The sequence below is a fragment of the Cytophagales bacterium genome (genome assembly GCA_033344775.1).
Lineage (GTDB): Bacteria > Bacteroidota > Bacteroidia > Cytophagales > Cyclobacteriaceae > JAWPMT01.
Window position 1 is genome coordinate 998,909 of record JAWPMT010000002.1, and the last position, 18,345, is coordinate 1,017,253.

At 42.6% G+C, this 18,345-nt stretch carries 16 protein-coding genes; 9 read left to right on the plus strand and 7 right to left on the minus strand.

Features of this window, described 5'->3' with window-relative positions; genetic code table 11:
• Positions 1–167 precede the first annotated feature (167 nt).
• A complete protein-coding gene (locus R8G66_08050) occupies positions 168–950 on the minus strand; it encodes a hypothetical protein (protein MDW3192301.1) in 783 nt (260 codons plus the stop codon).
• 88 nt (positions 951–1,038) lie between these two features.
• Between R8G66_08050 and R8G66_08055 the strand changes: the two genes are divergently transcribed.
• The 3 genes from R8G66_08055 (at position 1,039) to R8G66_08065 (ending at position 4,529) form a co-directional block, all read left to right on the plus strand.
• Entirely contained in the window at positions 1,039–1,962 is a 924-nt protein-coding gene (locus tag R8G66_08055; protein MDW3192302.1) for a DUF4097 family beta strand repeat-containing protein, read from the plus strand.
• Between the two features lie 150 nt (positions 1,963–2,112).
• On the plus strand, positions 2,113–4,044 hold the full coding sequence (locus R8G66_08060; GenBank protein MDW3192303.1) for an oligopeptide transporter, OPT family: 1,932 nt from the start codon (positions 2,113–2,115) through the stop codon (positions 4,042–4,044).
• Positions 4,045–4,193: 149 nt separating this feature from the next.
• Positions 4,194–4,529 carry a hypothetical protein gene (locus tag R8G66_08065; protein MDW3192304.1) on the plus strand — a complete coding sequence of 112 codons (336 nt, stop codon included), beginning with the start codon at positions 4,194–4,196 and terminating at the stop codon, positions 4,527–4,529.
• A 101-nt stretch (positions 4,530–4,630) separates the two neighbouring features.
• Here the strand turns inward: R8G66_08065 and R8G66_08070 are convergent, their stop codons facing one another.
• The 3 genes from R8G66_08070 to R8G66_08080 are packed head-to-tail and all read right to left on the minus strand — an operon-like array spanning position 4,631 to position 7,809.
• Positions 4,631–5,128 (minus strand): MOSC domain-containing protein, encoded by a 498-nt coding sequence (locus tag R8G66_08070; GenBank protein MDW3192305.1) that lies wholly within the window; start codon positions 5,126–5,128, stop codon positions 4,631–4,633.
• A 4-nt stretch (positions 5,129–5,132) separates the two neighbouring features.
• The gene (locus R8G66_08075; GenBank protein ID MDW3192306.1) at positions 5,133–6,482 is read right to left on the minus strand and encodes an ATP-binding protein; all 1,350 of its coding nucleotides are present in this window, start codon (positions 6,480–6,482) and stop codon (positions 5,133–5,135) included.
• Positions 6,472–7,809, minus strand: a complete 1,338-nt coding sequence (locus tag R8G66_08080; protein MDW3192307.1) for a sigma-54 dependent transcriptional regulator — start codon at positions 7,807–7,809, stop codon at positions 6,472–6,474. Before R8G66_08080 ends, R8G66_08075 begins: the two co-directional genes overlap by 11 nt.
• A gap of 195 nt (positions 7,810–8,004) precedes the next feature.
• Here R8G66_08080 and R8G66_08085 point away from each other — a divergent pair, with 195 nt between their 5' ends.
• From R8G66_08085 to R8G66_08100, 4 genes are all read left to right on the plus strand, one after another.
• Positions 8,005–10,431, plus strand: a complete 2,427-nt coding sequence (locus R8G66_08085; protein MDW3192308.1) for an FtsX-like permease family protein — start codon at positions 8,005–8,007, stop codon at positions 10,429–10,431.
• 166 nt (positions 10,432–10,597) lie between these two features.
• The gene (locus R8G66_08090) at positions 10,598–12,097 is read left to right on the plus strand and encodes a sodium-dependent transporter (GenBank protein MDW3192309.1); all 1,500 of its coding nucleotides are present in this window, start codon (positions 10,598–10,600) and stop codon (positions 12,095–12,097) included.
• A 4-nt stretch (positions 12,098–12,101) separates the two neighbouring features.
• Positions 12,102–12,212: a MetS family NSS transporter small subunit gene (locus tag R8G66_08095; GenBank protein MDW3192310.1), complete on the plus strand. Its 111-nt coding sequence runs from the start codon at positions 12,102–12,104 to the stop codon at positions 12,210–12,212.
• A gap of 8 nt (positions 12,213–12,220) precedes the next feature.
• Positions 12,221–12,691 carry a nucleoside triphosphate pyrophosphohydrolase family protein gene (locus tag R8G66_08100; protein MDW3192311.1) on the plus strand — a complete coding sequence of 157 codons (471 nt, stop codon included), beginning with the start codon at positions 12,221–12,223 and terminating at the stop codon, positions 12,689–12,691.
• A 272-nt stretch (positions 12,692–12,963) separates the two neighbouring features.
• Here R8G66_08100 and R8G66_08105 read toward each other — a convergent pair whose 3' ends face one another.
• Positions 12,964–13,440 (minus strand): hypothetical protein, encoded by a 477-nt coding sequence (locus R8G66_08105; protein MDW3192312.1) that lies wholly within the window; start codon positions 13,438–13,440, stop codon positions 12,964–12,966.
• Positions 13,441–13,655: 215 nt separating this feature from the next.
• On the opposite strand from R8G66_08105, the gene ffh reads away from it, so the two are divergent.
• Positions 13,656–14,975, plus strand: coding sequence for a signal recognition particle protein (gene ffh / locus R8G66_08110; GenBank protein ID MDW3192313.1), 1,320 nt, complete (start codon positions 13,656–13,658; stop codon positions 14,973–14,975).
• 73 nt (positions 14,976–15,048) lie between these two features.
• Here the strand turns inward: ffh and R8G66_08115 are convergent, their stop codons facing one another.
• On the minus strand, positions 15,049–16,026 hold the full coding sequence (locus R8G66_08115; GenBank protein MDW3192314.1) for a pyruvate dehydrogenase complex E1 component subunit beta: 978 nt from the start codon (positions 16,024–16,026) through the stop codon (positions 15,049–15,051).
• 153 nt (positions 16,027–16,179) lie between these two features.
• Positions 16,180–17,979 (minus strand): tetratricopeptide repeat protein, encoded by a 1,800-nt coding sequence (locus R8G66_08120; GenBank protein MDW3192315.1) that lies wholly within the window; start codon positions 17,977–17,979, stop codon positions 16,180–16,182.
• Between the two features lie 145 nt (positions 17,980–18,124).
• Here R8G66_08120 and R8G66_08125 point away from each other — a divergent pair, with 145 nt between their 5' ends.
• Entirely contained in the window at positions 18,125–18,343 is a 219-nt protein-coding gene (locus tag R8G66_08125; protein ID MDW3192316.1) for a PspC domain-containing protein, read from the plus strand.
• Positions 18,344–18,345 lie beyond the last annotated feature (2 nt).

Genomic DNA, 18,345 nt, shown 5'->3' on the forward strand with positions numbered 1-18,345 from the left:
TTTTGTTTGATATTCCCCTCTCAAGAGGGGAACTAAGAATAGCAGTTCATTAATAAAATTACTTTACGTATTCATTCCTCCTAAAAATTCTAATTCTACCAAAAAGAAAAAGGTCCCACTTTTTCAAGTAGAACCCTTTCCAAATTTCTTTAGCCTTAAGCTAAGAACTACTTCGGGCTTACGTACGCACCTTCTGGTTTTGCATAAGTACTTTCATCCATGGCTTCAGTGGATAGCGTGATATTTGTGAATTCTGCACCACCGCGTTTTTCGCCGAGGGTATCATTTTCCCATTTGTACCAATTCAATGCTTGAGGCAATTGCACTCCATTTACGTCAGTCCAGTTTTCGTAGCGGATTGCGCTATATTGTGTAGCACGGCTTTCGTCGTAATAGGTCACCGAATAATTGATCAATCGAAGGATTCCCGTCTCATCAAAATACAATACATACTGGTCTTTAGGAGAATCACCTACATTTTCACCGAAAGTCATCAAAGTCTTATCATAAGTGACCCCTTCGATTTCTACCTGGCCCAGATCAGTCAGATTAACACCTGGATCTGCTGCCAAATAGGGTAGTGCGAAAAAGTAGAAGTACAGGTTGTGGTAGAAACGAGCGTTTCTCGGGAATGCTGTGCTATCAGGAGTTACCCAAACGTCTGTTCCATCAAATCCAATGGTGAAGTCCGAGGTGGAAACCCTGACTTTTCTGTTCTTCAGGTCGATGACCTGCTTTTCATTTTCTTCTTCGCCTACCTTTTCGTAGGTCAGTGTTTGGAATTTATCCCAGTTGTCAATGCCGCCGTGAGCTTCAAAAGCTTTCGTCATTGTAGCCGTAAAACTCCGCGTGGGGGGCGGGGGTGGTGGTATATCTGCCTGTTGATCTTGTTGAGGTGCAGAACAGGCCACCATGGCGATTAGCACAAGGATTGCTGGAAAGTGCTTCATGATTTTTTTAATAGGTTATTCGATATTTTGCGCAAGGATAGCAACCTTTGGAGGGAAAGAGGGTCTATTCATATAAATTGAGATATTTATGCGTGCATCAAGACAAATACTAGCAGTTCTAATTGCTTTTTTATCGGCTCACCTGTCAGTTGGACAAAATGTATTGGCTTCCACTGAGTTTGAAGGGGATAACATCTCCGAAGTGGTGATCAGAAACACCTTTTGCGATGTAAATCTGGAAGGTGGAAACAAGCTCTACTTCAAAGGGGTGATCGAAGGGCGTGGAGATCGTGGTGATTTTGAGATCCAGACAGAACTGGACGGAGATCGCCTTGAAATTGTAGTGAGAAGTCGCACCAGGAACTGGAACTGGAATAAAATTAGTCGCTCCCGACTTGATTTGACGGTTCCGGCAGGTATTGAAGTGTATGTTGAAAATACTTCTGGTGATACCTACGGTCGATCGTTATCCGGTTCTGAAATTGAAATAGAAGCTACAAGTGGGGACATTGACCTGTCAGATATCACCGCAGATGTACGAATCGATGTGACTTCTGGTGATATCGAAATTGAAGACATGACCGGAAGGCTGGAGATAGAATCTTCCAGTGGTGACATGGACTTGAATGATATCGATGGGGATATTCGTACTCGTTCTACCTCAGGTGATGTAGAGATTCGTCGGTTTACTGGAAACATTCAATCAAGATCGACTTCAGGAGAACTCACGGTTTCACGGGGAAAAGGAGCCCTGAATTTGAGATCGACCTCAGGAAATATTGAAGGCTATGACCTTGAAATCACTGATGACTTATTTCTGGAAGCCTCATCAGGGGAAATAGAGATCGAATTGGTCAATGAGATCGAAGACCTGAATTTCGAATTGGAATCAGGGAGTGGTAACCTTCGCGCGGGGCGAAGATCCGGTGAAAAAGACCTGTACATCAAACGTGGTGATGGTTTCTGGGTGAAAGGAGTGACTACCAGCGGTGATATTGACATCACGAATTAGACTTTGAAACCAAGTACTAACTGGAATTTAAAATACAAGAGACCCTAAATAGGGTCTCTTTTTTGTTGGGGCTGGCTTAATTCATTTTGTTTAGTAGGTCAGAATGGACATTTTTGTCAGATTTCATTTTTTATAACCAAACCTAACCTCATGGAGAAACCCTACATTAGCCCGGAAACAAAACTCAACGAACTTACAGTTCGCTCTATCCTTTTAGGCGCCTTGCTTTCAGTCATTCTGGGAGCGGCCAATGCATATTTTGGATTGTTTGCGGGTCTGACCGTCTCGGCTTCTATTCCTGCAGCCGTGATCTCCATGGCGATCCTGAAGATTTTTAAAGATTCCAATATCCTGGAAAACAACCTTGTACAAACAGCTGCTTCGGCTGGAGAGTCATTGGCAGCTGGTGTGATTTTCACCATACCAGCTTTAGTGATCATGGGTTACTGGGAAGAATTCAACTATTTCGAAACGACTGTGATCGCCCTTTGCGGTGGTGTTCTTGGTGTCTTATTTACGATTCCTTTGCGACAAGCCCTAATCGTCAAAGAGAAATTGATGTTCCCCGAAGGTGTTGCCACAGCGGAAGTATTAAAGACAGGAGAAAAAGGTGGCAAAGCAGTGAAATTCCTGGTATGGGGATCTGCAATTGGAGCCATTTTCAAATTGGGAGATGCAGCATTGAACCTATGGGAAGGATCCTGGCAGAAGGCATCTCTGCTTAATGATAAGATTTACGCCTATTTCGGTTTGAATCTTTCTCCTGCGCTTGTAGCGGTAGGGTATATCGTAGGATTCAATATTTCGTTCCTGCTCTTCCTGGGTGGTGCCATTAGCTGGTTTGTCGCCATTCCATGGTACATTTCTGTCAATGGTGCTCCTGAAGGAGTAGATGCCGTAACCCTGGGAGGAAATATCTGGAATTCACAGATTCGTTACCTGGGTGTAGGAGCGATGGTAGTTGGAGGACTTTGGGCTTTGCTAAGTCTTACAAACTCTTTAGCTACAGCCTTTAAGTCCGGTGTGCAGGCATTCAAGCAAGGCGGCACAGCTATGAAAGATCAGATCCGGACAGAGATGGATACACCTATGTCCTGGGTGATCATTGGTATTGGTGTGTTGCTGGTTCCAATATTCCTGATTTATTACTCTGCTATTAGTTCGGTAGGGATCACTATTACGATGACATTGATCATGGTGGTAGCCGGATTCTTGTTTGCAGCAGTTGCAGGTTACATGGCTGGATTGGTCGGTAGTTCCAATAACCCGATCTCAGGGGTAACTATTGCAACGATTCTCTCTGCTTCTTTGCTTTTATTGACTTTGATCGGTACTGGAAACGAGTTGGCCGGTGCTGCCGGTGCAATATTGATAGGTGCGGTAGTTTGTTGTGCGGCGGCCATTGCCGGAGATAACATGCAAGACCTTAAGGCTGGACATATCTTAGGAGCGACTCCTTACAAGCAACAATTGATGCAAATGGTAGGGGTGATTGCCGCAGCTTTGGTCATTCCATTGGTATTAAACTCTCTTTTGATTGCATACGGCATGGGAGCTCCTACGCCAGAAAACCCAAATTCATTGACTGCTCCTCAAGCTACTTTGATGATGAGCGTTGCAACAGGGATATTTGGAGGAAGCCTTCCCTGGAATATGGTTTATATAGGCGGGGCAATTGGTATCACGATCATTATCATCGATCAATATTTAAAATCACGCAATTCTAGTTTCAGAATGCCTGTGTTGGCTGTTGCTGTTGGATTGTATCTGCCATTCGAGTTGGATTCTGCCATTTTTGTCGGAGGTATCCTGGCATACTTTGTCAATAAATCGATTAGTGGCAGGGACATGATGGAAAATGCAAAAAATGCAGGATTGCTATTGGCTTCGGGCTTGATTACTGGAGAAGCATTGATGGGTATCATCATCGCTATTGCGATCGTAGCAGGTGCACAATTCAATTCTGAAGTGCTTGGTTCGGCATTCATCCATGAAAACATTGGTCTGTTGATCTTGTTGGTGATCATTGGCTTCATTTACTATTCTGTAAATAAGGTTTCTAAAGATCCTAGCAAGGAATAAAAGTCTATTCAGGCATTACAAAAGCCAAAAATATTTCGCCCACATTGCAAATGTGGGCGAGCTACATCAGAATTAAAATGAGACTTAAAACGCACATCCGGATAATCTTTTGGAGTGCGTTTTTCCTTTTTATAGCCAATAAATTTTTTGTGCGGCCCTGGATTATGGAGGATGAAATACAGGGTTTTGTTGCAACAATATCCTATTCTGTTCCCAACTTCATTGAGGCAGTGATGGGCACTTTTATTGTGACGGGTTTTCTGACGTATTACGGATGGACTTGGTTCAGGAATATGACTGTGCTTCAACTTATCGGTGTGGTTCTAGCGGGTGTGTATGTGATTACACAAGAGCTAAAAATCCATAACATCGGAGGCAACAATGTCTACGATCTGAATGACCTGTTCGCTTCTATTTTTGGTCTTGTTTTTAGTTTCCTGTTGATCCGTAAATATGGAATAATAGATGAACCATTACAAAATTAAATGGCAATATTCTAGATAACGAATTTAATGATTTATATGGTGAAGGCAATACAAATGCCCAGTAACATTTCACCATATTGCAAATGTGGGCGAGCTGGATATTAGTTTTCTTCAACCACTAACCTTACTTCATCTCCAATTTTGATCGCACCTTCTTGAATGACTCTCGCAGTAATACCTCCATGGCCGCGCATGGCATTGTAGCCACCTTCTCCCAGATTTGTTTCCATTTGAGAGCAAGGATGACAATAGCCTGTCCCTTCAAGAATAGCTTGACCTATCTGAAATTTCTGGTCCTTTAGCGCTAACAAATTGATGCCAGAAACAACGATGTTACGCCGGGTATGCCCTGGATCGACAGTTTCTTTTCCGAGAATACTGGCAACCGTTGCCAGATGTTCTTTTTGGATCAAGGTAACCTGTCTTTTATCGCTGTATTTGCCATTGAAATGATCACCTGTGAGCCCGTTTTCTGTATTAACCAATGCCGATTTTACGGATTGAAGAGGAGACTTTCTTTCAGGTCTTAAGCCAATCCAGTTTATGGTCCCTACTTGTGGCATGGACTGCATGAGCTTTTTGATGACGCCTTTTTCCATCTGTTTAGTTTTGAAATGATAAAGTGAAAATGGTGCTGCCGGGTTCACTTTGCAGCTCTAAATGTCCCCCATGCAGACTCATGATCTGCCTGCTGACACTTAAGCCAATCCCTGAACCTTCCTTCTTAGTGGTATAGAAAGGGATGAAAATCTTCTCAATTTTTTCCTGATCTACTCCAGGGCCATTGTCCTGAACAATGATCAAAGTATTGCCAGCTTCGGATTTTACTTTGACAGTTATTGTAGGATTTTCCGAATTTTCGAGTGCTTCTTTGGAATTCTTGAGCAAGTTGATCAGTACTTGTTCGATCAGTACTGGATCTAATGGGATGATCACAGATTCATCCGCAATATCCAGGTGTATGCCAGGCGTATTAGGCTCAGCAGAAGTGAGGTTGATGATCTTTCGAATCCAGGGAGCGATAGTAACTGGTTCAATTTCTGGTTTGGGTATCCGTGTAAGCTTGCGGTAGTTGTTGACAAACTTCAAAATACCATTGCCTCGACCAATGATCGTCTCCAAAGAAAAGGCCAGGTCTTCCAGGTTCTCATCACTGATTTCCTGGGTAGACTTGGGATGACCCTCTTCCGTATGGAGGATCATCTGCATGGTTTCAGCCAATGATACGATGGGGGTCACCGAGTTCATGGTTTCGTGAGTAAGAATCCTTATTAGCTTATGCCAGGCTTCAATTTCCTTTTTTCGGATCTCATTTTGAATGTTCTGAAAACACACAATTTTCATGACCACAGAACGGAGGGTGATTTGGGAGGCAGTCACCGAAAACATCTGATCTTTACCACTTACTCTGGTCTCGATCAGTTGATTAGGAGCCAGTTCCATTTGATAGAGTTGTTCCACAAAAGCGATATTGGGATTTCGGAGGTTTTTCCATTTCGTCACCTTAGGCAAGGATAATAGGTCTGAGGCCGTTTGATTCATCACTTGAATTTCCTCCTGATCATCAAATACGATCACACCAAAACTGATTTGACTGATGATCTCGTTGAGAAATTGATATTCGGCCATTCGCTCTGTTTCATATTCACGAAAAGCGTGGATCACCTCACGAAAGGAATGATTCAGGGCTTTGAAGGAAGAGGAGTCTGCTTTTTGTGAAAAGCTAAGTTGAAAGTCACCATCTCTTACGCCAGACAGGAAGCGTGACAGTTCAAGATTAGTCCGGTTGACGAAATAGGTCAATTCGACCAGTTGAGCGATAATGATTCCTACCAGAATGATCTGAGTGAAGAAAAGGTCTACCCTCAAAAATATGGTTGATAGAGTAACAATACTGGCGGTAATCAATGCCAGACGAAACAATAATTTGAAAAAGAAGCGATTAAAGACCATACTTCTCTAATCTTCGATAAAGGGCCAGTCGATCAATACCAAGGTCTTTCGCTGCATGGGTGATGTTACCTTTGTTCTTCTCTAATGCTTTAAGGATCAGGGTTTTTTCCATTTCCTTCAAGTCGAGGTTCATCGTATGCTCGTCTTCAGGATCTTGCGTCAGGTTGAAATCCGCAAAGGTCAGGTTGGTCTGATCACTCAGGATGATGGCCCGCTCCATGGCGTGCTGAAGTTCTCGAATATTGCCAGGCCAATCGTATTCCTGTAGCCCTTTAATGACTTCCGAATGCAGCTTGATGCCCGGTTTCTGATATTTCTTGCGGTACGACTTCAAAAAATGATTAGCCAACAAAGGAATGTCTTCAATACGGTCACGAAGTGCCGGTACTTCAATTTCTATCGTATTGATCCTGTACATAAGATCTTGACGGAACGTTTTTTCTTCAACCATGCGCTTCAGGTCTGAATTAGAAGCCGTAATCAGCCTGATATTGAATGGGATGGCTTCATTAGCACCCACTCGCGTAATTTCGCGGTTTTGAAGGGCCGTCAGTAGTTTCGACTGCTGAGGTAAGTCCAAATTACCGATCTCGTCGAGGAAGAGCGTACTTTTATGTGCCAACTCGAACTTACCCATTCTTGCATCGTGTGCATCGGTAAAAGCGCCTTTTACATGTCCGAAAAGTTCAGATTCAAATAGGCTGCTGGAGAGTGAACCTAGATCCACACCCACCATGGCATGTTCGTTTCGGTCGGAGAGGCTGTGAATGGTTTGTGCTACCAGACTTTTTCCAGTTCCATTTTCTCCTGATAATAAAATATTGGCATCCGTCTTGGCCACTTTATCAATCAGACCCATCATCGTTTTGAAGGCTCGTGACTCACCGATGAGTTGGTGCTCAATTCCTGTCGATAACAAAGGCTTTTCTTGAGTAGCACTGGACTTTAATTTTAGCGCCATTTGCACGGAAGCAAGCAATTTGTCGTTGCTCCAGGGTTTGGTGATGAAGTCTCTGGCACCTCTTCGCATGGCTTCTACGGCCAGATTAATTTCTCCATAGGCCGTGATAGGGATGACTTCCACATCAGGATAAGCCCCAATAACCTGTTCTATGAGCTGTAATCCTTGTGATCCGTCATTTTCACCACGAGTAAGGTTCATATCGAGTAGCAGCAGATCAAACTCGATATCCGACAATACTTTGTTCAGTTGATCGGGATTACTGAGGGTATGGACATAGGTGAACTTTTGTTTGAGAAACATCTTAGCTGATGCTAATACCGCCTCATCATCATCCAGTACCAAAAGTTTAGCATTTTCTTTCACGCGCAATCTGTCTTTTCCTCAGTATTGAAATAAAGGAATACGAACTTTGTATCAAAAACAAACATCACATTGTATAAAAACATACGATTTTTACTGGCAATGACTTAGGTAAATATTTTAAGATGCTGATAGCCAGCTATTTATCAATACTGGTATGGTGTTCGGTTATGATCGGACACAGAAACTTTACTACACATGCTTCGAAACTATATCATTACTGCTTATCGAAATCTGAGTCGAAACAAAGTTTACGCATTACTTAATGTATTGGGACTAGCTCTTGGCATCGGTTGTTCCATCGTCATCTTCAAGGTCGTACGTTATGAATTGAGTTACGACAAACATCAAGTCAATTATGATCGGATCTATCGCATTGTATCTCAAGACATTTATCCAGATCGGACGGATTACGGACAGGGGGTACCTCATCCATTAGCAGCAGCGGTAAAAGTGGATTACCCGGATGTATTGGAGTCAGTAGTAACTCAAAAGGCATTTGGACAGATCAATACCTTGCAGCAGGGGAATATTGATAAGAAGTTCTTGATGAGTGGGACGCTGTTGTATACCAAACCGGAATATTTCAAAATATTTCCTCAGCAATGGCTAGCTGGGGATTCAAGTAATGCTCTTAAGACCCCTAATACGGCCATCATTACCGCCAGTACACTCAAGAAATTTTACGATTTAGCGCCATCTGAAGCGGACCAGGTGCTAGGGGAGCAGATTTCACATGAAAACAAGGCGGTTTTTGATATTGTAGGTGTGATTGCTGATCCTCCGGAAAATACAAACTTCCCATTTGAGGTGTATTTAGAGTACAGTGCAATGAAAATCACGGATGTTTATTTCGGAGAAGGAGACAGGTGGAACAGTGTCAATTCAAATACCAATGCTTACATACTGGTAGGATCGGATTTCAATGCGACTCAATTTGACACTAAACTCATCGATATGGTTGAAAAATACCATGGGGAAGGAGAGTCAGATGGCAATAGATACCATGCCCAGCCATTGTCAGATGTTCATTATAGTAAGCGATATAGCAATTACGTAGATTCCGTTTCTAAGGAGTCATTGTACGCCCTGGCGATCATAGCCGCATTCCTTGTACTTACAGCATGCATCAACTTTATAAATCTGGCGACCGCTCAAGCAGCCAACCGTTCTAAAGAAATCGGGATTAGAAAGGCCATTGGAAGCTCAGGCTCTCAAATTGTTACCCAGTTTTTGAGTGAGATTTTTCTGATCACTCTGGTGGCTACGGTTCTGTCACTGGCGATTGGGGAGTTACTGTTTATCCACCTCGAATCAGTGGTAGGATATCGACTTTCTTTGTTTCCCTTTACGGACATTCCTTCCATCATATTTATCGTTTGCCTGCTTTTTATTGTGACCTTCTTCGCCGGATCTTATCCTTCATTTCTGCTATCGAAGATGAACACGGTGAAGGCGTTGAAAAGTAAGATCACTTCGAAAAACAGTTCCGGGGGAGTTTCTCTTAGAAAAGTATTGGTGATTTGTCAGTTTGCGATTTCACAGTTTATGATTGTTGGTACACTGATCATTACTGCTCAGATGGACTATTTCCTTAACGCCGACCTTGGATTCAATCGTGATGCCAAGATCCTGACTTATTTGCCTGAGCGTGATGAGGTAAAACGAGATCGGTTTAAAACAATGATGTTGCAATCTGCCTCAATCACAGATATTACATTTTCTTTAAGTGCACCCTTGGGTACATCAGGTTCCTTTTCGAATTTCAATTACGAACCACTCAATTCAGAAGATGAGTACCATTCAAGTTTCAAAACGGTAGATGATCGCTACATCGACTATTATGAACTGGAATTAGTCGCTGGTAGAAAGCTTCGCGGCAGCGATAGCACGAACGTAGCAGTGATCAATGAAAAAATAGCAGACCTGATGGGTTATAAAGATCGCTATGAGGAGGTATTGGGGCAGAAACTGACCAGTGGATTCAAAGGGGATAAAACGGTGATCGGAGTGATGAAAAATTTTCACAATACTCCGTTGAGGAATGATATTGATTTTGTGATGCTAATCAATGATCCTGAGTTTTACTACGAGATTTCATTCAAGATCGGCTCCCGAACAGATTACAAAGCTGCATTGGATCATTTCAATGAGAGCTGGGAGGAAGTATTTCCTGAGTACGTAAAAAACTGGGAATTCTACGATGAACAGCTGGCAAATCAATATGAGGACGAGCAGAAAGTATCGTCTCTCATGAAGCTGTTTTCTATCATCGCGATACTGATTGGTTGTATTGGACTTTATGGATTGATTTCCTTCATCGCGCTCAATAAAATGAAAGAGATAGGTGTTAGAAAGGTGCTTGGAGCATCAATTGGAAATATCCTGATGATCTACTCTAAAGAAATTGTGATTCTACTTTCAATAGCCTTTATCGTTGCCGGACCTGGTGCCTTTTACTTGATGGATCTTTGGTTGGATGATTTCACCTACAGCATTAACATCAGCCCTTTGTTTTTCATAGTAGCTTTCTTTCTATCTATGTTAGTAGCCTTGCTAACCATCAGTCACAGAACCATTTCTTCTGCATTGATGGACCCTGCGAGGACGTTGAAGGACGAGTAGCCTGTGGCTACCTCTTGACAAATTAGATTACTAGGAATAATCTGATTTGTTCGCTACTTCGATGTAATCTGTTTAGTGTTGACTCTAAGTAATCTTCTCGAAAGATCAATCAGGTCAGTTCCAAGTGATCTGATTGATTATATTTGGCATTGACCTAAAAGTGAATATGTCGAATACCGAATCGTTCAGTAACCGATGGGGGATTGTCCTGGCCTCTCTTGGTATGGCTATCGGCGCTGGAAACCTCTGGCGCTTTCCACGTTTAGCGGGGCAGTATGGAGGAAGCTTCATTCTATTGTGGATCCTGTTTTTGTTTATTTGGTCCATTCCCTTACTCCTCGCAGAGTTTTCGATCGGCAAAAAGTATCGGAAAGGCGTGATCGGTTCTTTTGCGGAATTTGCAGGGAAACCCTACACCTGGATGGGTTTCTTTATCACTTTATGTACGCTCGGTATTGCCTTTTATTATTCTGTGGTTACGGCCTGGACCCTGCAATATCTTGGCATCTCCATTCAAAATACGATTTCGGGTGACCTTTCAGAGAAGATCGCAGCCGACCCTTCTTTTTTACAAGAACAATGGATGGGTATCTCCAATGGGAATGGTCTGACGATTGCTCTGTATATCATTGTTGTTCTGGTGGGAGTTTTTCTGTTAGGTAAAGGCATCAAACAAGGACTGGAGAAAGCCAATAGAATTCTCATTCCCAGTTTGTTTGTTTTGATCCTGATCATCGTTGTGATTGCGTTGAGTATGCCCAATGGGACAAAGGGGCTGGAATACATGTTCCTGATCGATCCAAAGCATTTTAGTAATCCTGTAGTCTGGATAGAGGCACTATCGCAATCGGCCTGGTCCACCGGAGCAGGATGGGGACTGATGATGACCATCTCCTCGTACAGTCGTGAAAAAGAAGATGTTACCCTCAATACCTTCATTGGCGCATTCGGCAATAACACCGCTTCACTGATCGCCGGCATGGCGATTTTACCTGCGGTATTTGCCCTGGCAGCTTCGGAACAAGAAGCATTAGGGTATCTACAGTCTGGAAATCAGGCGTTGACGTTTACGATCATTCCTAAACTGTTCTCTAATTTCTCCGGAGGAGGATTCTTGTCCATCTTGTTCTTTTTGGCACTTTTCTTTGCCGCCTTTAGTTCGCTGCTCCCGATGATCGAACTATTCATTAGCAATCTGCTCAATGTAGGCATGAGTAGGAGAGTAGCCAGTTACATTGTGATGGCTGGATTTATCCTGATTGGTTTTCCTTCGGCATACAGCCTCGATTTCTTCAGTAATCAAGATTGGGTATGGGGAGTTGGATTAATACTGTCAGGGTTGTTTATTCTGTTTGCAGTGGTGAAATCTGGTGCATTGTCCTTCAAAGAGAAATTGATCGATCACGATTCCGACTTCAAGGTGCCTAATAGTTATTTCCTGATTACGACTATTACTAACCTTGGTATAGCTGTATTCCTGATCTATTGGTGGCTGTCACAGGGATATAGCGAATATCCCTGGTTTGACGCGAATGGCAACTGGAACGTAATGGATGTTTACAGCAATGCCTCCGTGATCACCCAATGGATCGGTGTATTGATCCTTGGGATCTTACTCAACCGATTCTTGTACAAGAAATTTGTGACCAGCCAAAAAAGTAATTAAAAGTATGAGTACTTCAGCATTGATCAGTATGGTGTTGATCCTGGGGATCATCATGGGAGGATTTGTTTTCTTTCTTCGTATTGCTATTAAAAAAGAGAACCAAAAAGACACTTAATTTGCCGCATGGAAAAAATTGATCCGCTTAATCAGGTAGCAGAGTTTCACAAGACTTTTAAACACCCCATTCTCGATACGCCACAAATCCCTTCAGAGGACCGATGTAAGTTAAGGGTAGAGTTGATCAGTGAAGAGTTGAAAGAATTGCAGGAAGCAATCGATAATAAGGATCTTACCGAAGTGGCAGATGCGCTATGTGATATCCAATATGTATTGTCAGGAGCGGTACTGGAATTCGGAATGGGCGAGAATTTCAAAGATTTGTTCGAGGAAGTACAGCGCTCAAACATGAGTAAAGCGTGTAAGACAGAGGAAGAGGCTGAGCAAACAGTAGCCTATTACGAAAAGGAGAGAAATACGCCATGTTACTTTAAAGAAGCTGATGGCTTGTTCCTTGTTTATAGAACCGAGGACAACAAAACCCTTAAATCCATTAACTATTCACCAGCAAATCTCAAAAAGATTCTGAAGGATTGAACTTTTTCGGATTAGAAAGGTTTATAAATACTGAGGCTATGGAAGTTTTGAATCAATAGCTTCTCAAATACAGTCTGTTCTTCTGTCATAAAAAAGGACATTAACAAGACGTAGACTGCAAATAGGATACATGTCCTACTCCACTGCTTTATTTTTTTCATTAGTCTCGGGCGGATGAGATCAAAAAAAATTGTACTGATCTTTGCAAATCAGTACAGTGAACAAAGCTAAATCATAATTTATTACAAATACAATACCCAATTCGGGGTATTTTAATCAATCCGGGTCATAAAGATCTTCGGGTCGTCTCTTTTCTTGCCGCTATCTTCATGAACTAGCAGACCATCTTCCATGAACCAGTAGCTATCTCCATCGGTTTTGATGTGGTCATTATCTTCTATAACAAGCTCTCCGTGACGGTTGATTGACCAATCTGTCCATTCAACATCGTCTGAACCAAAAGCCTCAATATAGATCTTTAATTCATTGTCATCCTTGAACTCAAAATAAACGTCGATATTTTCAATAATCCCCTCTACAAGCCCAGAAACGCCTCTTAGAATGACTTCTCCGAGTAGATTATCCTCTTCTTCCATTTCTTCTTCGGCCTCTTCCAGCACGTCTTCTATATCAATGACGAGCTTCCAGGTCGTGCCAATCAGGTCTTTTTCTTTCAACTTTTGAGCGGAACTTGCAAAAGGGATGGCCATCAATAATGCCAGAACAATTAAGGTAGTTGATCTTTTCATGACTGTTTGGTTTGTGGTGAGCAAATTTCTTTTTTATTATTTTAAGTTTTTCACCTCGGCACAAATAAAAATTTTGGTAATTCTCAGAAAATCCTTTCTAAACCTACTATTTTGTTATGCAAGGTACTGTTATATAAACCAATACTGATTTGCTGCAAAAAGGTTACATCAAGGGGGTAAACTTCCTTAAATTTGTACCTTGAAATTCACGAAAGATGTTTGATAATTTAAGTGTAAAGCTTGATAAAGCGGTAAAGAACCTAAAAGGTCAGGGAAGGATCACAGAAATCAATGTGGCCTCTACAGTAAAAGAGATTCGTAGGGCCCTGGTAGATGCCGACGTGAACTTCAAAGTGGCGAAAGAAGTCACTGATACCATCAAAGAAAAAGCCCTTGGTCAGGATGTATTGATTGCCGTATCTCCTGGACAGCTGTTGACAAAAATTGTAGCAGAAGAGTTGACGGAACTGATGGGGGTAAGTCAGGAGCCAATTAACCTTGATGGTAGTCCTAATGTGATATTGATCTCAGGACTTCAGGGGTCTGGTAAAACGACTTTCAGTGGCAAGCTGGCGAACATGCTGAAGAAGCAGGGTAGAACGGTTATGTTGACAGCCTGTGACATTTATCGACCTGCGGCGATTGATCAGCTTAAGGTGTTGGGAGAGCAAGTAGATGTGGAAGTATATGCAGAGCCTGAAAATAAGAATGCCGTACAGATCGCTAAAAACGCGGTAAAATACGGTAAGGAAAATGGCAAGAAGACCATCATCATAGATACCGCAGGTCGTTTGGCGGTAGATGAGCAAATGATGAAGGAGATTGAAGAGGTGAAAAATGCCATCAATCCTTCTGAAACACTATTTGTTGTTGATTCCATGACAGGTCAGGATGCGGTCAATACTGCCAAGACCTTCAACGAACGCCTGGACTTCAATGGAGTTGTCCTGACAAAATTGGACGGTGATACCCGAGGTGGAGCAGCGCTTTCTATTCGCAAGCAGGTCAATAAGCCGATCAAATTCATTGGTACCGGGGAAAAGATGGATGCTATCGATGTATTCCACCCGGATCGGATGGCCAAAAGGATCCTTGGCATGGGTGACGTGCTTACCCTGGTTGAAAAAGCCCAGCAGAACTTTGATGAAGAGGAAGCCAAGCGGCTGAACAAAAAGATCCGCAAAAACCAGTTCGGTTTTGACGATTTCCTCAATCAGATGGAACAGATCAAGAAGATGGGTAGCTTGAAAGACCTCATGGGGATGATCCCTGGCGTGGGTAAGGCCATCAAGGACATAGATATTGATGATGATTCATTGAAACCGATTGAAGCCATCATTAAGTCCATGACGCCCCAAGAGCGTGAGAATCCTGATGTGATCAACGGAAGCCGACGGCAACGCATCGCAAAAGGGAGTGGGACAACTATTCAGGAAGTGAATCAGTTGCTCAAGCAATTTGCTCAGATGAGAAAAATGATGAAAACCATGAACAAGATGGGTGGGGCTAAGGCCCTTGGCAATATGCTTAAGTAACTTTTTCAAATCCCTGAAAATAATAAAAGCCACTCCAAGGAGTGGCTTTCTTATTTTTTAAGATTTAGACCACTTATCGATAGCTTACTGCTTTGATGGCTTCAACAGTTCGTTGTGTGCTCGGTAAGATCTCCTGGATCAGCGTGGGTGCATAAGGCAAAGGAAGGTCTTTGCTGTTGACGCGATGAATAGGGGCATCCAGATAGTCGAACGCATGTCGCTGAACCTGATGACTGATATCTGTTGAGATAGAAGCCAGAGGCCACGCTTCTTCAACAATGACAAGACGGTTTGTTTTCTTTACCGACTCGATGATCGTTGCATAGTCCAGGGGACGTACGGATCTCAAGTCGATCACTTCACAATCAACGCCTTCTTTGGCCATTTCTGTAGCCGCTTCTTCAACGATCTTCATCATTTTTCCGAAGGAAACCAGGGTTACATCGCTTCCTCGACGAGTGATGTGCGCTTTTCCAAGTTCCAGCAGGTATTCTTCTTCAGGAACTTCGCCTTTATCGCCATACATCAATTCAGATTCCATAAAGATTACGGGATCATTGTCACGGATCGATGATTTCAATAGTCCTTTGGCATCGTAGGGGTTACTAGGTACCACGACTTTCAAACCTGGTGTATTCGCATACCAGTTTTCAAAGTTTTGAGAGTGCTGTGAACTCAACATTCCTGCGTTACCAGTTGGGCCTCGGAATACGATTGGTACACTGTACTGACCTCCAGACATGGACATCATTTTGGCCGCACTGTTGATCACCTGATCAATCGCAACCAGTGAGAAGTTGAAAGTCATGAATTCGATGATGGGACGCAAGCCATTCATGGCTGCTCCAACACCAATGCCTGCAAAACCTAATTCAGTGATAGGCGTGTCGATCACTCGCTTATCTCCAAACTCATCGAGCATGCCCTGGCTTACCTTGTAGGCTCCATTATACTCAGCGACTTCTTCACCCATCAAGAAGATATTTTCATCTCTTCTCATTTCTTCACTCATCGCTTCGCCTAAGGCTTCTCTGAATTGTATAACCCTCATGTATTTCTCAATTTTTCAGCCGCTAAATTAATTGATACAGCCAAATTGTACGACTCAAAAAGTACTGTTTGATTTGAATTTTACACGGATATATGTCCGGACATAAAAAAAGCCCTCCAGAAGGGGGCTTTTATATCGGAAATATGATATTTCTTATTTAACTGCTTCACTCACAGAGTTAGCATACTTGGAGAATTCCAAATCAGAAAGTGCTTTGTCTTTCAAAGATTTGTCTAGGCTAACCGCCTCTTTCAAGTTAGTAACAATGTCAGCAGGTGCGTTTCTTCTTGCGGCAGTTACCGCTCTGTAGTAGTAAGCGTGTGCTCCTACAGCGTCAGAACCTGTTACGTCACCGAAGAAAGTGTCGGCAGTTGAGTAATCTTTGCTCAACAAGTGTGCAAGACCTTTGTCGAAGGTAGCATTGTCAGAAGCAGAACCTGATGCCAAAGAAGACTTAGCAGCATCGTAGTTACCCATTCTGATTTCTATTGCGCCTCTCAGTGCGTTCAAGTCAGCTTTTAAAGCCTGGCTAGGGTTTTTACCTAGTGCCATGCCTGCGCTTTCGTAAGCTTTAGCGTGCTCGCCTTGCATTACGTAAGCAGAAGCCATGTTAGCGTGTACTTCAGCTGCATCGTTTTTGCTTGCAGCAATTTGAAGTTGCGTCAATGCATCTTCTACCAATTTGCTTGTGTTTCCGTTACCACTTCTTGCCTGATCAAGGTGAGCAGCAGCAAGGTTGTTATGAGCTACCCAGCTTCCGTCTTTCTTAGTCGCAGCAGCGTAAATATCCATTTTCTCGCTAACAGCAGGAGTCAATGTACCAGCGAAAAGCAACTCTTCACTAGAAAGTGTGTCCTGGCTTACAGAACCACCAGCTACACCTTTTGCAAGTACAGCGATCTCAGCATTAGATTTCTTAGGCTTAACTGTAAGGATCTCGGTTTTAGCTGTTCTCAAAGAAGGATATACTTCATCGAATACTTTCTTATAGCCATCCAACTTTCTCAATTGCTTTTCTTTGTCTTCGAAGGTGCCTGATCCGTCGATCACGCGTACCATGGCAGCTTTTTGACTGCTGGTTACGCCTTCGTAATCTCTCAAAGCATCTCTCAAACCTGACCAATCTTCTACAACTGGCTTCAAGATAAATTTGATAGAATCAGCAGCACCTTTATAGTCGTACTTTTTCATTTGAGCTCTGTACCATGACTCAATTCGCTCAGCTCTGTCTTGAGACAGGTCGCTGTTCACACGCTCAGTACCTTCAGGAGAGTGAGTACCAGTGATGGTTACTGTTCTTGTTACGTTCTTGTCTGCAATGAAAGCAGAAAGATCACTTTGCTTGTCTTTGTTGGATTTTCCATCAGTTGCAAGGCTGGAAGTCAAGGTAGAACGACCCTGAGGGAAGAAGAAAGGAACGTTTGTTGGGATCAATTCTTCTTTGTCGTTGTATCCATGCTCAGCATAAGCAGCAAGATAAACGTCTTTTACTGCCGTAGAAGTGGTGATGATACCGACAGCTACTTCCAGTTTAGGAGAGGACTTGGACTTACCATTTCTTGGGTCTGAAGCAACTCCCTGAATGAAAAGCTTACCAGGATTCAAATCATCACTGTAAGGGAAAACGAAATCTTCGCTTTTTCTTGAAGTAGATGTGCTGCTGTTAGGGAAGTCGTCGGCACGGAACTCGACTGATCCAACTTCCATTTCCTTATCATCGTATTGGTAAAGGGTTTTCAAAGTCCATACTTTACCCGTAGGTAACATTTTGGGAGGAAGTACAGCGGATACTGTGAAAGGAACTTTTCCTCCGTGGGCTTCAAGTGGATTTGGATCAACTTGCAAATCTTGCTGTGCTGCAAGCTTTACCATCTTGCCCAGGGTACATCCTGAAAGTACCGCCGCACCAAGAAGAATACCAACAGCAATGTTGAGCGTTTTCATTCTGATCATGATTTTCTTTTTAAGCTTTTCGAATGCTTTTCTAAAATTAGGTTTTAGTTTGTGCAATATTAGGTAAAAATAAACATTAACTAAACGAGGGATTTCAACAAAATCGACCAATTACAGTTATGTTTGTGTCTAAATAACCAAAAAATTGAATAAAGCTCAAGATTTCCTTGAAAAACAAGCCTTTGGTGTGTGTACCCGGCTTGGCGAAAAATTCAACATACCAACTGTTAGCATAAGAATACTCTTTATTTATTCTTCTTTTCTGACATTTGGTTCGCCGCTGATCGTATACCTCGGCCTTGCATTTATTATGAATATTAGAAAATTGCTACGACGTAGGAACAACCCATTGTGGTATTATTGATC

Bases quoted from the DNA above. Each gene is read 5' to 3' on its own strand.
- ffh (MDW3192313.1), top strand. From the start codon at position 13,656: ATGTTTGATAATTTAAGTGTAAAGCTTGATAAAGCGGTAAAGAACCTA.
- R8G66_08070 (MDW3192305.1), bottom strand. From the start codon at position 5,128: ATGGAAAAAGGCGTCATCAAAAAGCTCATGCAGTCCATGCCACAAGTA.
- R8G66_08090 (MDW3192309.1), top strand. From the start codon at position 10,598: ATGTCGAATACCGAATCGTTCAGTAACCGATGGGGGATTGTCCTGGCC.
- R8G66_08115 (MDW3192314.1), bottom strand. From the start codon at position 16,026: ATGAGGGTTATACAATTCAGAGAAGCCTTAGGCGAAGCGATGAGTGAA.
- R8G66_08120 (MDW3192315.1), bottom strand. From the start codon at position 17,979: ATGATCAGAATGAAAACGCTCAACATTGCTGTTGGTATTCTTCTTGGT.
- R8G66_08085 (MDW3192308.1), top strand. From the start codon at position 8,005: ATGCTTCGAAACTATATCATTACTGCTTATCGAAATCTGAGTCGAAAC.
- R8G66_08055 (MDW3192302.1), top strand. From the start codon at position 1,039: ATGCGTGCATCAAGACAAATACTAGCAGTTCTAATTGCTTTTTTATCG.
- R8G66_08100 (MDW3192311.1), top strand. From the start codon at position 12,221: ATGGAAAAAATTGATCCGCTTAATCAGGTAGCAGAGTTTCACAAGACT.
- R8G66_08050 (MDW3192301.1), bottom strand. From the start codon at position 950: ATGAAGCACTTTCCAGCAATCCTTGTGCTAATCGCCATGGTGGCCTGT.
- R8G66_08060 (MDW3192303.1), top strand. From the start codon at position 2,113: ATGGAGAAACCCTACATTAGCCCGGAAACAAAACTCAACGAACTTACA.
- R8G66_08075 (MDW3192306.1), bottom strand. From the start codon at position 6,482: ATGGTCTTTAATCGCTTCTTTTTCAAATTATTGTTTCGTCTGGCATTG.
- R8G66_08095 (MDW3192310.1), top strand. From the start codon at position 12,102: ATGAGTACTTCAGCATTGATCAGTATGGTGTTGATCCTGGGGATCATC.
- R8G66_08105 (MDW3192312.1), bottom strand. From the start codon at position 13,440: ATGAAAAGATCAACTACCTTAATTGTTCTGGCATTATTGATGGCCATC.